Here is a 15,163-nt window from a genome sequence, read left to right on the forward strand (position 1 = left end):
GTGATGACATTCACAACTTTTTTGGCTGAATCCCGCGAATCGTACTTTTCGGAATTGTTGCATCATGCTCCACAATGAATACTTTTGAGAAGCAGTTGTAATACATTTCATCATGCCCCTTTGGTGACACAATAATTAGCTTACGTTGTAGCTCCTTAGCATAAAGATTAAACACCTTATTTTTCCGCTCATCATCTAATGCGCTATCAAACTCATCGAGCACGATATAGCCTGGTGAAGTAGTTAAGTTTTGTAATAGCGCAAGTGCGAAAAGAAGTGAACTTAGTGATTCCTCCCCACCTGATACACCTAGCCCCACCTTTCCACTACGAGCCTTCATACTCACATCTTCAAGCGCACCTTGATGCCCAATTTTACGCGCTTTAATATAAAGTCGGAAATTGACGCGACCTGATTTATCCTCAATGCGTTCCTTTTCGACTTGCCCCTCAAATTGAAACAAATCCATATACTTTTGGAAAAGCGTATTGATTTTGATCAGGTGCATCGTAATCGTGGTTTCTAAGCGGTCCTCTAGGTCTTTTGCACGAATTGTATTGCTTTCAAGTAATTGCTCCGATTGCGCTAGATCAGCATTTTTCTTATCGAAATCAGCCTTTTGTTGATCATAATTCTGCTGGGCATTTTCGTTAATTTTTTCTAGGCGAGCATTACGTAGCTCTGCTTTTGCCTGTTCAATTTCAGCCTGTAGCATTGTCAGTGATAAGTTCGTCGTGAGCTGTTCGTCTAGTTGCTGTGCTTCTTGTGGTAGCACCTGCTCAAGCTCAATCATATCAAGCTCACAGCGATTTTTCATCGTTTCATCCAACTCCAGTTTGTCCCTAGCCTTTTGAATCGATAAATCATAACCAGTTAGTTGACTTTCGACAATTTTTAACTCGCTCTCGAAAAGTTGTTGCTGTTCACCAAGTTGCGATTGCTTACGTTTTTGCTGATGAATTTCCTGCTCTCTCGTCTCTTGTTCCTTAGTAAGTTTTCGAATATTTTGCTGTAACTCTTTTCTTGCCTGCTCAATCCGTTGTAGCTGCATTTGCTGCTCTGCAAAGGCACCTAGCTCCTCATGAATTTGCCATTGTTGCTTATAAATATTCTGATGATACTGTGCATCAATTTGCTCGCTTTTCAGCTTATCTAGTTGGATTTCAAGTACGGTTTGCTCATCATAAAGGGCTGACAATTTTTCTTCAACAAGTTCAAGCTGCTGCCTATAAGATGCATAATCTGCTTGCTTTAATAAAGTACTTTCGGCTAATTGCATCGTATGAAGATGACCTTGTAGCTGTTTCAACTGTTGTTGATTTTCTTCGTATTGTTGTTTTAAATGTTGCTTCTCGTTCATTGTTTTTGTATATTTCTGTTGTACTTCCTGTAACAACTTTTCGATGGCCATATCACTTAAAATATATTGAGCCGCTTCCTGCGCACCGCGAATACCGCGCGTATCATATAATAGACCTTGCTCGATTCTAGGGCTCTCTAAGAAAAATTGCTTCACCCACCATAGCGCCTTATTCGCATAATTTTGCTGCTGTTCTGGTAAATCATCACGAATTTGTAAGCCATAATCTGGTAGCTTAGAGATACTTTCAGTCGGCACAAGCTGTTGAAGTGATACATAGTACAAATCATTGACCGGCTTATAATTTTTTCCGACATAAAAAATGGTATATTTAATCACCTCTAGTTGCTTTTCTAACGCCAATGGAGCAGATGGCATAAGCTCGATCAACTCACGTAATGTGTACGCCTCTAGCTGCTGCTGCTTTAAATGAAGTAGTCCCTGCTGCTGGCGTTTGGATATAACCTTTTTTTGTTCATACAGTGTCACTTTCTGCTCCAACATTTTTAGGTCCATTGATAGACGCTGTATCTGTTCAAAACCTTGTTCATTTTGCCGTGATAGATTGTTAATTTGCTGCTCGATTTGCGCACTGCTTCCATAAATTGCTTTGTGCTTTTCTGCATTTATCATTTTTTCTTTTAGCTCTGATGAAGTGATTTCTATATGGACTTTTTCTTGTTCGAGCTCGCGCTGTTGCTGGCGTAATTGGCTTTGCAGATTTCTAAGTTCACCTATTTGGTTTGTAATTATAGCTAATTGTTCATTGGTTTCTTCTAGCTTACGTTGTGTCGTTTCGGCATCAAAACGTAATTGCTTTCGCTTTTCATCGATTTCTTCGAGCTGCTGCTCTAACTGCAGCTGCAATGCTTGTTGCTGTGTGTCTTCATTTTCTTGCTGCTGTAAGTTATCTGTAATGATGATTAATTGCTGTGACAATGTCGCAACATTCTCCAATAATTGTGATTTTTGTTGCTCTAGCCTATCAATATTACTCTTTAATTGTTGCTGAGTAACCGTTAATTTTTCCTTTTCCACTTGATATTTAGCCTTTTGCTCGGCCATCCTTTCCATTGAGGTGCTATAATACGTAATGATGTGATGGAGCAATGTATAGTATTTTTGACCAGATGTGAAAATACGCCTTTTGTTATCTAAATATTTATTGAGCTCGGTTTGAGCCGCATTCACACTTAGCTCCGCACCTTTTTGAATACCCTTTAAATATTCAATTTCCGTGCGAACTTCTTTAATTTTTTCTAATGAAGCTTCCCATTCCTTTTGCATATCAGAAATCTCAAACATATCACTAAATTTGCGGAAACGCTCTTCCGGGTACATCGCCGCAAATTGATTGACTTCTTGCTGATACCAAATTAAATAATAAACATCTGGTTCAATTTTATAGCGCACACGCAAATCTTCACGATACGCCTTGAATGTACGTCCCGCTGTCCCACCTGATGTATAGCGTGCATGGGATGTTAAATTCTCCGTATCTTGCCCATTTAACACCTCATACTCACGCTGAATTGGGCTATTTTTCGTATCTTGATTGACCGTCAGCTGAAAGGCGATAAATTTTGGACCATCAATTTTTGTTGGGCCTTCATTTAGAAATACGAGCGTTATACGTGCATACCAAGGGTCATTTACTTTTAAATTTGTTGAACGAAGTCCCTCTAATTCTACCTTCGAAGAATATAGCACGGCACCAAGGCAAAATGTTAATGTCGATTTCCCTACACCATTTGGACCAGTAATTAAAATATGCTCGTTTGCTTCCCCAAAATGAATGCTTCGCGGTGAGTAGTCGCGAACGCCATGAATTTTCAATTGATACGGGATCATTCGTTTTCCTCCTTGATATGTAGGTTATAACGATTGAAAAACTTCATTACTTCTTCTTTACTAAGCTGTGTTTCCTGGGCAAATTCCGTTGTACGTCGTAAAAATGACTCTGAAAACATATGTACACCTATGGCTGTTAACATATAGGCCTCTTCAGAAACGGATTCGTAGTCTGTAACCGCGCCAATTTTTTTCAGTTGATCGATATTATTTTTCAACTTGCGGTTGGCATTCAATGATTCATGGCCAAAATCAACTAGAATTTGATGCAGCAGTGTAAATTCATGGCCAAGTACTTCTTGGTGATAAAACAAATACAGCATAATGGCGAGCGCCTCACTGCTTAATGTTGATTTCGCATGTTTTGCGGTTACATGCATCATGACAATCACTCGGTCTCGACGATCATCATAAATAATACGGAAATAGCGACTTAACGCAGCATTTAAACGATTAATGAATGAATGGAAAGCATCATCATCTCCACTTTTAATGCCAAGTAGCTTTTCTAAATCCTTCTTTCCTAAGCCGTAATTGGCCCCTTTGATCGATGCAGATGAAGAAAATAATAACTGCATAAATGCTAATTCTTCTTGGGTAGTTAGATAACCCTTTAAACTATTCATCATCATGAGGGTATTGTCGAACGGTAAATCGTTTGTCGTCATCGTCTATCCACTCCCATTGTTTGTCATAATCTTTCGTTTGTTCGACAGGCTGCTGTTCAACCTTATTGTTACTAGTTAATGCGGAGACAGCTAGTAATGAAAGAATTGCATCATGCCATCTATTTGAGCTTGATTCCACAATGAGCTCTTCCATTTCTGTTTCACCATGCTCGCTTAAATAATTTTCAATTCGCTCAGTATCAATCAGTGATTGGGTCATTTTCCATGAAACCTCCTCAAGGGCTTCTTTTATTGGACGAACATCCATTTCAGCCTCTTCATATTCAGGCTCAAGCTGATGAGAAATCGGCTTTTCTAGCTTCGGTTCATACGTTTGCAAATAATGTATGGCATCTGTAATATCATGTGGACCAATTGGTGCAGCAAATTTCACAGGAACCCACAGGCCATCCATCGCCTCTTCTTCATATTGATTTTGTTCCATAAAACTTAAAATATCATGGGCTGTCGGGATATTCGGATTAGCTTCTGGTGAATGCATCGCCAAAATAAACTGGCGCACTTTTTCAGGTGAAATGGTGTTAGCGGTAGGTGTGAGCTGCATATTGACAAAGCGTATATATTTTGTTAGCAAGCTTAAGCTAAGTGAAGTCCCTTTTGAAATTGCAGCCGTTCCTCGGAGCATTAAATCGCTCATTTTCGTACTTTCTTCGACAGTGCCAAACTGTTGTAAGCGCTCATTTAATTTTGTTTCAAGCTCAAGCATAAGCAGATTAATTTTCTCCAACTGCGGTAAGGCATTGCGATCAGCAAGGAGTTCAAGCTGGCGTTCCTCTAATTGCTTAATCGCCTCTTCAACATTGTAAATCATCGATGCGATTTTATTGCCTCCAGAAATCCCTTGGTCGTCGTAGGCAGCGCTTATTTCAGCATCGCGTCTTGCTTGAAATAGCGAGCGACCAATATCATCTTGCAAATAGTAAGCAAGTGCATCGTTCCCCATGCGAATTAATCCGTCCATTAAATTTTTACCACGGTCACGCATTTTAATTTGACGGCTCTGTTTGATTATCCAATTATTGCGTTCTAAAATTGTAAGCATTCTTGTAATGTGCGCTAATGTTGGCGGATCATTATCTTGCAAATACGTAGACTGATATCGGTAGTATAATACTTCCTCATTATCGATGGCATCTTTAATACCGAGAGAAGCTTCGTTAATTAACTGAATAACATTTAAAAAACGAATAATTTCGATTGGGGAATCGTACATTTTTTCTGTGCTTAATTCCTTTAAGACACCTGCTAATGATGCTAAATCACGCATTGACTTCATAAATTCTGCAGTTTGGTAATCACTTGTAAAAATCGAAATTGGTGCTTTTATATCCATTTTATCCATTGTTCCACCCCTCCTAACTGCTGTTCCTGTTCATGCGCCTCTTGCACCTGGTTTATATAGCTTTCAATTGAATGATACAGCTCATAATCACGCCCAACTATTTTTACCGTTCCTTTAGCCAATGCGGCGGCGTACTTAGCAATCGTGATACCCTCGCTATCAGTATCTGTCCAAATGATCGTTTGTTTAATAGCAGATTGCAGTAATTGCTCTATAAATTGCTTGTGTGCAGAACGAATTTGGCCATCTAAACAAACGATGCAGGAATTCGTTTGCCTTAAAAATTCTGTCTCTACAGCCATACGCGTTAAAATTGCTCGATTTTCAACAAGCCATAATGTTGTATTTGTCGTAGTAAAAGGGGAGAGTAAGACCGCATTATCGGTCGTCGCATGCACCACGCCAATCGTATACGTTGCCATACTATTTTGCACATTACCAGTAAAATAAATTGGCACAATTTTCCCGATGCTCACTAGCCCGTAAAGCGTCGGGTCAATTCCACTTTGCTCTAGCTGCGCTAAAAAAGCCTCGCGCTGTTGGTCAAATACCTTTGAGCCCCCAATCTTATCGTGTAAAGTCGCGCCGATTTCCTTAAAATCAAATAGCTCCTTTTGCAAGGATAATGCATAGAACGCTAAACAAAACTCGATATATTTCATCCTCTTTTTCATTGTCCACTGTATAGGCAGCGCATTCCATTCAATCGCCTGTTGAAATATCTTTGGTAACTCTAGTTTCTCAGCCTTTTGCTGTAACGTCTGCATCTGTTGCTGTTGTTTTGTGAACTGTTGCTGCTCGGATTTTTGTTGCTCTTCTATGTAAGCTGGGCCAATGCGGTAATAATCCTCCTTGATGCTTATACCATCTGTATGATAACGAATTTCGCGCACTATCCAGCCCTGTTGTAGCCACTGTTGAATCGTGTCATTCGATTCATCTAACATTCGCTTCGCATTTGGTGTGAATTTATAGGATGCTAATTTTTTAGGAAGAGGGGAAGTAAATTCTGTATGCATTGTCAACTTTAAATGCGCGACTTTACGAAATGTACGCGCAGTCTTTTTAACTATAGTCGCAACCATTAATTGCTCTTGTTGTTCTACCTTTTCAATTATTTCATCTTTTTTCAAAAAATACACTTGGATAAATGCCTCATGCATCGTAAAACCCTCCTTTTACTTTGTTCCATTATATAGTAGTAGCGTTCCATATGTTTGTTTGTCGTCGGCAGCCTCGAAACAATATGACAATCGATTGCATCTTTTCCTACCGCCCATTTCCTGCTGGTACATCTCTTTGAGGGTCATTCTCTAAATTTAGTAAGAATCATTGGCGGACTAATTAATAAATGTCGCTGCTAGTGTTTTAGCACTCATGGTTAAATTTGAACTAGACGATTGTCTAATTAATGATCTTCAGTAATATAACGCCCTATAATTAGATCACCCAAATTCTAAATTATAAATAATTATAAAATTACTAAACATTATTAGATTAAATTTTCTTTACCCCTTTGATTTTTTTCACCATAAGTAACACCTCTAAATTTAATTTTATTATAAGTACTAGTAATTTAATTAAATAGCCTTATTTTACTCCCAAATTGCTGCAAAAATAAAAATCGTCTGAAAACTCAAGCAATAACCTTTATTTAACTGGTAGTTTGCTTTGCTCATAAAAAAACTGTGGTACGGGCCCATGTCTAACAACATTCTGAAAGGTCCACCAACTGCACTCCATTTTCTCACTATCCGCTAAAGGCGAGCAAGTAGCCGTTCGCATGTCGATTAAATATCATGAAACTACTTTAACTTTTCAAATAACCTACAAATGATGAAACACTTATTTTTGGTGTGATACTTACCAAATATGAAAACGATTAGGATATGCACTTGATTCAATAATTTCTACACCTCCTATAATTGGCGAAGAATTCTATCTATAACTGTTTTAAATTAACCTTAAAAAATTTACCTTCTATACTTTAGTATAAAGACGATGTGATACTTCATGATATATGCTAAACTTTTATTATCCATTTGGATTCCCTTTCGTACTGAAGTCGTTTGACCAGACCTTAATTCATTGTACGGCTTGGGATTTTTTTCTTGTCATAGCTAAAAGCTCAATGGAACCATTAGCATTGTAAGAGGCTTTCAAAAGAATACAAAAAAGAGCCTGTTAAACAGACTCTCTTTCTCTCTTCATGATATAGGTATCTTTACCTCTTTAATTTTATCCATAATAATAGTTTTCTTCACTACCAATAACCGTTCACTGCTTGCCATATTTTTTACTTTTTTCTTGTTCTTCAACTTACCCTCGTTTAATTTGTAATAAATCATCAACTTTTATAGTTCCTCATGTCTTTTTATTGTAAAATAATCACCAATTTTTCTACACTTTCAACCTCACAGTGATTGATATGTAAATATTTTCATTTCAATACGGTTTTTTAATGGGCATATCGATATCGTTTACAAGATAATTTTCATACTCCCAATAACCATTATCATCTTAATAATTCCTATACCTATACAATATTTTTCCCCTTAGTCCACTCTATTTATTTCTCTCAACAATCATCGTGTGACTTCCAAGTTCGTTATAGCTTTTGAAAAACTTATCGACATTATGTGAGACTCTTCCTTCTAAACTGTTGTTAATTAACAATCTAATAAATAAAGGAAATAAACAAAGTTATTATCAATAAATGGTAATTAGTTTATATTTAGTAAAAATAGAATTTTGGTCACAGTTTTTCTATACGAATAACTTTGATTTTTGCTGGATTTGACTCCGAAATTTCAGAATACCAAATCCTCACTTCATCTCCACTTTTAATTACTTTCATAGAAAGTTTCGATTCATTAATTAAAATTGAAACTGTATCAAATTTATTTAAGTACATGAGATTTTCGCTAGAGAAACTCTCTATATCTGATTGTTGAACGTCCTTTCCTTGAATAAAATAGACTATTCCTTCATGTATTACTATATAACCAATTTCACTTTCGGTATTTTCTTTACTAGCTGATAGTTGGCTAGCATTACCTAAGAACCATAAAGCAATAAGAAAAAGTAACAATAAGACTGTGTTGATAATAGGTTTGGGAATTCTGTTCTTCATTCAAACCACCACCTTATACATTTAGTAATTTTCATATCATTTTAAATGTACATAATATACCAAATACTGTGCTCACCTCTATTCTACAATACAAAAAAATACTTCACTTGTTATACTTCCTAAAGAAGGAATACAGAAAATATTTTGAAATTTCCAATGCAATTGGATGGAATTAGGAAAATAAAAAAACTTATATTGAACTGCCGAAGATAAATTACAAGCTGTTGAGCGCTGCTTAAGAGGAATGGAACGGAAAGCTCCTATGCTATAGCTAAGCAATATGAAATACAGTGTAGTTGAAGCTATTATTCAGCCGTATACAAATTAAACACTAGAGTTTACTCTAGACCAACCTATTCACTTGTTTCAGACATGTTGGATAAAGCACTCGAACGTTTACCTGAGCACCACCAGTTACTTATGTATACCGATCAAGACTGGCATTATTAAATGAATAAATATCGTCGCGCCTTAGAATCAAGAGGGGGTGTTCAAAGTATGTCTCGTAAAGGAAATTGTTACGACAACTCAGTCATGGAGAATTTCTTTGGAAATCCGAATTCCTTTACATGAGGGAATTAGAAAGTATAGAGCATTAAAAATAGAATTAGGAAAATATATAAACTACTATAATATGAAACGGATCAAGGCAAAATTAAAAAACGAGTTCGGTGCAATACCGAACTCATTTACCCAAGTAGCCAAATGAAATAACGAAGCTAACATAAATGAATTAACTATTTAATTCATTTATGTGTAACCTACTTAATTGCGCTCTGATTTTAGGAATGCTACAAATAAAGATAATTTTTTATTAGAAAAACCTTAGTTACCTCTAAAGACATTAGTCTCTATTATTGAAAGCAGATGCAAATAAAAAAAAATACTAAGAGACTGAGACATTCAGATGTAAAAACAATTATAAAAATAATACCCAAAATAGAGCCTTTGAAGAGTTTGATATGCATATATTCACATGAATTCTTTCACATTTAACCAAAAACGATGGATATCAGTTTAAAGAGATAGACGGGTGGTTATCTCGATCTCGCTTTATGACTACTCCCACTCAATCGTCGTTGGGGCTAAGATGTAGTTTTAAGATTATTATCAAAACAGAAAAATGCATTCAAATCATGTAATTTTTTGTCCTCAATTGTAGATGGTGACTCCCATTTATATGTCTATGTCATCAATTTAAAAAGAAAAACATAGGGAGATTTTAGTCTTCCTATGTTTTCATCCATATTATTGATCTGTTTGTTCTTGCTTCTTTTTCAAATACGCCGCACGTATTTTCTCAAGTTGCTGCTTTTTATCAAATTTGGCTGGCTTGTTTTTTTCATGATACTTTGCCACAGCCACCTTACCTTTAGTATCCAATTGATATTTCCCCACTTTGGTTCACCTACTTTTCCTGCCTTTAAAGAAATCTATTCAACAAATATAGTATACCTTATTTTGCTGATGTAAACCTTTTTCCTATATTGTTGTACCGCTTAACTTTAAATTCAGTAAAAGCTTAGTAAATAATTCATAGCCAAATGTATTTAAAATATCTGTATCCGCACACATTTTAGATGTAGATACCTTTATTTTTATTTGTGACGTGAAGCATATAATTTCAATTAATAAACAATAAACTTTCCAGACTCAGAGCCATAAGGGTTTAAGGTACTTTATAAAAGGTTAATTTATAATAAATAGCCATAATTATTTATCTAAGCTATAAATTCGATGATCCTTATCCCAGTAAACAATATTTATTAATATATATTAGATGTGTAAGTTTTAGCAATATTTCAAAAGACTGTAATAACTTCGCCCACTTACCTATAACTTAATTTCATTAATACAAGTGGAATGATAGATATGGATCTTGAGGTTTTCTAATGGTCCGTAATGCGAATTATCTCTAATGCCATCCGATTGTAATTAAATCATCATGAAAAAATTCAATAACAAATTTAGGATTACTGGAAAAGACGTATCGATCCCCTCTATACCAAGCTATATCTTCTAAGTTTTGCAAAATGTTCTTTATATCTGTTCTAAGCCAATAAGCATTGTCACTAAAAAAGAAATAAACTGGTATATCAGTTAACAAACCCTGGTCTTTTAAAATTAATTCAATTTTATTAAAATCATCGACTGGTAGTTCGATTTTTTTATCTACTTTTTCCCAATGGATTCTACTAGCCCAAAATTCAACAGGAAAAGATTGGCTAAATTCTTCTTTAACTTTTAACAACTCTTCTAGATCGACAACTTCTAAATCTGATTTATTAGAGAAAGGCTCCATTAATAAGGAAATCTCTGCTTTTTTATCATCTTCTATAGCTTTTTGTTTTTGCTTTTCTAATAAGGACTTTAATTTGTTTTTACGTTCTTCTGCATTCACAGATATATTCTTCCTATCATCTTTTTTTGTTGTAGCTATCTATAATAGCCTTATATTGTTTTTGAGTGCACTTAAAAGGAATCGCTATTTTGTATGGCTTTTTCTTACCAATAATAATATTAATATGATATCCTTTTTTATCATCCCAATCTACTAGCCATTCCCAATTTCCATTTATATCTTTACGACCTTGCACTTTGTTATAAGCATAGGATTTGGGTAGTCTTCCGTAACTTGGTTTACTTTTTGAAAGTTTAGCTTTCCCCTCTTTCTCCAGTATTTTGAAATCGAGATTTCTTGCAACTTCGAATTATTTTATAAGGGTGGCATGTACGCATTTAAAACGTTAAGCACAAAGAAGTTCCAAAATGAAATTTTGGGACGAAATAAAACACTTAAACGTTGTCATACCAATGTATTAAGTGTTTTTCTATATTTTATTCATATACACCTTGTATGCACTATCCAGTTAGACGGAAAATCGATTCCAGCTATGTAGGAATAATTGATGGAAGAAGGATTAACCAAACTCTCTGCATTTCGCCGATATATCACTGAACTGCGAAAGCAGAAATAAACAACATCACCCCCTTATCCTTCAAATTTCAAGAAATCAATGTACTTCCTATGCTTGGAGAGACATTCAATCTCTATTTTATGAATTATTTTATTAAATAGTCAGGAGAAAATTTCAATCTGTATTTTTTATCTTTTTGCTCATTTTTTCTATCAAGTTCCCTGTTAATAAACTCCATATGCCAATAAAGCTTCTGATATATCCTTTCATTTCTATAAAGTAAATTGTTTTCTTGTATCATTTCAAATCCACTTGAAAGCATTTCCCCATAAAAATGGCACATTGATAGGTAATTTAAAAAATATACTCCATCAAAGTCTTTTCTTATAAAATCAGATAACTCGTCATTTTTCTGTACTTCATTAACAACAGTAGAATCTAATACTATTCTTGGATAAATAGCTATATTACTTTCTAAATCGTAGGTTTTTAATAATGCTTGACCCCAGACCATAATATCATCAACGAATAACTGACCGACTGCTATCCCTCCCCTTAAAAGCCACCCAACCGAGTCTGAAGCAGCAAGTGCTTGAAAGTGTGCAACACAATAAATTAATGTCTTAACCTCTAATTTGCGTTTGTCGTTATCCTTAGATAATTTTCTACTAATCAAAATATTATCCGAAAAAATTTTAAAATTTATTTCCTTATTTTCTTCCCACTCTATCATTCTTGTTGTATCAATGGAGTGAGTATATAAGTTATACAATTTATTCATGGCTAATTGTTGCTCTTTATTACCTTTATTCATTTCTGATTTTATTCCCACTAAATCAATATAAGCTACTATATATTCTTCAGTTTCTCTGTTGTAAAGATCCGTATTACCATTTACTAGCATATTTAATCCCACCTATTCTTTTTTTATATGGAGAATGTAATGGCGAACCAACCATCTAAAACATTATTATATCAATGATTACTGGGGCAATTGATTTTTCTAACTTCGCTTTTGACTAAGTTAGTAAAATTTCTTTATATGGAACTATCTCTAAAGAGCGTCATAAATTATCTATCAAGCCCTTTTAATGTCTTTAAAAAATCCCTTCTAACATTGTTTCATCTGTCTTTGAAGCAATAATTGCTTTCATATATTCTTCGCTACCCAAATCCATATACTCCTACATAAAATCTTTACTTAAAGCATACAAGTAAATAAACAAACGTATTGTTCGACCATTTCCTTCTCTAAAAGGATGAAGTAGATTGAATTCAGCTTTATAGTATGCTAGTTTTTTTTGCAGCTTCCTCAAGTGTTCCTCAAGTTCCTTCCTCTTGCAACTTAGATAAAATTCCTGTAGTTAAAATAAACCTCTTTTGACAAAAAAAGTACTTCCTTTTACTAACTGTACATCTCGAATTTTACAAGCAAACTTGTATATATCTTAAAATAAATAGTGTTATACATTTAAGTGTGAATCAAAATCAAATTGTTGAATTGTATATTTCCCTTGCTAAAGATCTAAAGACCTTACTGTAAAAGCCAATTGTTCAGCCTGTTCTATATCATAAAAATTATCAAATGCTATATGGCATTGTTTAAGCAAGTACGTTCATCTTCTCCAAAATTATATTTTTCCAAACTGAATCACTTCTTTAATCATTTTTGGTGATAATATTTTTCCATAGTTTACCATTTCAATTGCCTTCAATGTAAGCCGTTTATCAACTTGAAAATTTTCTAATGTTTAATTTTTTTCAACACGTTTGTACTCCTGCGATTCCAAATGAAATTTCTTCATGCAAGTTCCTTCTACCATTTTTAGTAAAAAGTATTGATCACTACACTAATATCAATTATTTCAGCACTTCTTGGATTTTTGACTTCAATTAATAAAGTATATGGTGTAGAGACAATTTATACACTAGAACACTAAATATACAACATCTATATCCATTCTTTCACTAAGCTATAATCTCTCGCCAGTTCTTCATTCATCACAACTACATGACTTCCCCAAATTTTACGATGGTATAGTAAATGTTTTGAAAAGGCATCTTGAAGTGGTGGCAACCATTCCATTCGATGCCCTTTAATGATTAAAATAAATTTAAACACAGCTTGCTCTTTATTCATCTCTAAAAAATTTGTAGGGATTGCCTCATCATGATATCTTCGCAAAATAGCCGTTAAAAACATATTGAAGGCGTGAACAAATTTATCTGATACATCCTTTATAAAGGTATCGAATTTTTCTTGATTGTCCTTTGTGGGCTGTGGCGAACTTGATTTCGCTTCAATAAAAGCAAATTCCTGTTCCTTTAACGAAACAACAAATTCAACTGATTTAATGCCCTCACCAATTTCAGTATGCAACTGAGAATTTTCAATAGGAAAAATTTGATCTTCTTCAAATTCAAATAACATGTTAGATTCTCTGACCTGTATCATGATTCCATCTCCATCTTGACTTCATCTTTATAGAGTTGAATAAATGTATCTCGAATTGTATTTCTCTCTAAATTTTTGAATTTTTCATTGCTTTCACATTTCACACCACGCTCTGTCTTATAGAGCGAATGAAATTTAACTGTGCCTTCAGTCCTTGCTTTGATATCAAAATATTTACATAATGTATAATCATGTGTGGAGATAAAGATTTGTACGCCACCGTTTTGTAATTCTAATAGCATATCTACAAGTAGAGGAATATGCACCGGATTAATATTTGCCTCAGGCTCATCCCAAAATAAAATAGATCCTTTTTCTAGGGTCCCATTCTTCATTAATTGCCAAAGTAAAGCAATTTTACGAATCCCCTCAGCCACCAAATTAAACTCTACTTTCGATTGACCATATTTTAAATAAAACTTATCTTTTGGCACATCAAAGAATACTTTGCCTTCGATAATTTTTTCAAGTCGTTCAAGTTGTTTCTTTTTACCCTGTGCATTCCGTCCAACTGAAATATCCACTTTTGCAGAATGTATAATATCAATATACGTATCATCGAAATCAACATTATTTTTTTCATTTGCCGAAATGATATTATACGAATTCGATAAAATTTCTTTTGCGGGAATAAAGGTACTCTCGATGTTACTTAATGTTTTTTCCCAGTTTTCTTCATTCTTCACTTCTGCATCCCATTTAGTTGTTCTCGTACTGAAGTTTATTGATAATGTTTTAAGCACTTCCTCTTTTTTGGCATAAATTTTCACACTTGAACTAGTTGTCCCATGTCGTTTATGAACGAGTCTTCCAATTTTAAAATCATCTGGTCTAAACGTATTTACGATTTTTTGTGAAAATGAAATTCTTGGATCTGCCGCCTTACAAGCAGAATAGATTAGCTTCATTAAATGTGTCTTTCCTGTACCATTGTCACCGATAAATAAATTAATTCCTTCACAAAATTCAATATCTAACTGCTCAAAAACGGTAAAATTACTCAATTGAATTTTTTGAATAGTCATACTCACAACCCCTTTCATGCAATCACTTGCTATTAGAAAAAACGCCAAACCTCTTATTTATCAAGAAGTTTGACGTTCATCAAAACCACCTTTTTTGAAACACTATATGAAATTTTATCCATCATCACCGATAGCGAGGTTACGGCTGCATTGATAATGGATGATTTCCCCACATCATTAGCTCCAACTATTACAGCACTTTACCATTTAATTTTAAGGTTAAATCTTCAAAGTCTCTAAAATTCCAAGACATTTTTCATTAGTAGATTCACCTCTAGCTAAAGGACATTTTCATGATACGCTATACCAATTATACATACATTAGTGATTTACATTTCTTTAAAATATTATACCATTTTCAACTTTTAACTTACAAAATATGAAATCTAT

10 protein-coding genes and 2 pseudogenes are annotated in these 15,163 nt (G+C 34.4%); 1 reads left to right on the plus strand and 11 read right to left on the minus strand.

Annotated features, from left to right (window positions below):
* Positions 1-10: 10 nt before the first annotated feature.
* The 5 genes from MKZ14_RS17720 to MKZ14_RS17740 form a co-directional block, all read right to left on the minus strand.
* On the minus strand, positions 11-3,211 hold the full coding sequence (locus tag MKZ14_RS17720) for a hypothetical protein (protein ID WP_339280261.1): 3,201 nt from the start codon (positions 3,209-3,211) through the stop codon (positions 11-13).
* Positions 3,208-3,879, minus strand: coding sequence for a hypothetical protein (locus MKZ14_RS17725; protein ID WP_016995229.1), 672 nt, complete (start codon positions 3,877-3,879; stop codon positions 3,208-3,210). The genes MKZ14_RS17720 and MKZ14_RS17725 overlap by 4 nt, the downstream gene beginning before the upstream one ends.
* A complete protein-coding gene (locus tag MKZ14_RS17730; RefSeq protein ID WP_312124124.1) occupies positions 3,830-5,242 on the minus strand; it encodes a hypothetical protein in 1,413 nt (470 codons plus the stop codon). The genes MKZ14_RS17725 and MKZ14_RS17730 overlap by 50 nt, the downstream gene beginning before the upstream one ends.
* A complete protein-coding gene (locus MKZ14_RS17735; protein WP_333003655.1) occupies positions 5,224-6,405 on the minus strand; it encodes a DUF2399 domain-containing protein in 1,182 nt (393 codons plus the stop codon). The genes MKZ14_RS17730 and MKZ14_RS17735 overlap by 19 nt, the downstream gene beginning before the upstream one ends.
* 1,592 nt (positions 6,406-7,997) lie before the next feature.
* A complete protein-coding gene (locus tag MKZ14_RS17740) occupies positions 7,998-8,375 on the minus strand; it encodes a DUF3221 domain-containing protein (protein WP_333003657.1) in 378 nt (125 codons plus the stop codon).
* Between the two features lie 336 nt (positions 8,376-8,711).
* Between MKZ14_RS17740 and MKZ14_RS17745 the strand changes: the two are divergent.
* A pseudogene (locus MKZ14_RS17745) lies at positions 8,712-9,076 on the plus strand (IS3 family transposase); the annotation flags it as partial.
* A gap of 547 nt (positions 9,077-9,623) precedes the next feature.
* On the opposite strand, the gene MKZ14_RS17750 reads toward MKZ14_RS17745, so the two are convergent.
* The 6 genes and pseudogenes from MKZ14_RS17750 to MKZ14_RS17775 form a co-directional block, all read right to left on the minus strand.
* Entirely contained in the window at positions 9,624-9,773 is a 150-nt protein-coding gene (locus tag MKZ14_RS17750) for a hypothetical protein (RefSeq protein ID WP_036078716.1), read from the minus strand.
* 517 nt (positions 9,774-10,290) lie between these two features.
* A complete protein-coding gene (locus tag MKZ14_RS17755; RefSeq protein WP_333003658.1) occupies positions 10,291-10,776 on the minus strand; it encodes a hypothetical protein in 486 nt (161 codons plus the stop codon).
* A 662-nt stretch (positions 10,777-11,438) separates the two neighbouring features.
* Positions 11,439-12,197 carry a hypothetical protein gene (locus MKZ14_RS17760; RefSeq protein WP_333003659.1) on the minus strand — a complete coding sequence of 253 codons (759 nt, stop codon included), beginning with the start codon at positions 12,195-12,197 and terminating at the stop codon, positions 11,439-11,441.
* Between the two features lie 280 nt (positions 12,198-12,477).
* Positions 12,478-12,615, minus strand: a pseudogene (locus tag MKZ14_RS17765) (Fic family protein); the annotation flags it as partial.
* A 629-nt stretch (positions 12,616-13,244) separates the two neighbouring features.
* Positions 13,245-13,748, minus strand: a complete 504-nt coding sequence (locus MKZ14_RS17770) for a hypothetical protein (protein ID WP_016994211.1) — start codon at positions 13,746-13,748, stop codon at positions 13,245-13,247.
* Positions 13,745-14,773 carry an ATP-binding protein gene (locus MKZ14_RS17775; protein ID WP_016994210.1) on the minus strand — a complete coding sequence of 343 codons (1,029 nt, stop codon included), beginning with the start codon at positions 14,771-14,773 and terminating at the stop codon, positions 13,745-13,747. Before MKZ14_RS17775 ends, MKZ14_RS17770 begins: the two co-directional genes overlap by 4 nt.
* Positions 14,774-15,163 lie beyond the last annotated feature (390 nt).

The sequence above is a fragment of the Lysinibacillus sp. FSL P2-0066 genome, assembly GCF_037969495.1.
Taxonomy (GTDB): domain Bacteria; phylum Bacillota; class Bacilli; order Bacillales_A; family Planococcaceae; genus Lysinibacillus; species Lysinibacillus boronitolerans.

Excerpts from the sequence above, each read along its gene's own strand:
- MKZ14_RS17720 (WP_339280261.1), bottom strand. The coding sequence starts at position 3,211 with ATGATCCCGTATCAATTGAAAATTCATGGCGTTCGCGACTACTCACCG.
- MKZ14_RS17725 (WP_016995229.1), bottom strand. The coding sequence starts at position 3,879 with ATGACGACAAACGATTTACCGTTCGACAATACCCTCATGATGATGAAT.
- MKZ14_RS17730 (WP_312124124.1), bottom strand. The coding sequence starts at position 5,242 with ATGGATAAAATGGATATAAAAGCACCAATTTCGATTTTTACAAGTGAT.
- MKZ14_RS17735 (WP_333003655.1), bottom strand. The coding sequence starts at position 6,405 with ATGCATGAGGCATTTATCCAAGTGTATTTTTTGAAAAAAGATGAAATA.
- MKZ14_RS17740 (WP_333003657.1), bottom strand. The coding sequence starts at position 8,375 with ATGAAGAACAGAATTCCCAAACCTATTATCAACACAGTCTTATTGTTA.
- MKZ14_RS17760 (WP_333003659.1), bottom strand. The coding sequence starts at position 12,197 with ATGCTAGTAAATGGTAATACGGATCTTTACAACAGAGAAACTGAAGAA.
- MKZ14_RS17770 (WP_016994211.1), bottom strand. The coding sequence starts at position 13,748 with ATGATACAGGTCAGAGAATCTAACATGTTATTTGAATTTGAAGAAGAT.
- MKZ14_RS17775 (WP_016994210.1), bottom strand. The coding sequence starts at position 14,773 with ATGACTATTCAAAAAATTCAATTGAGTAATTTTACCGTTTTTGAGCAG.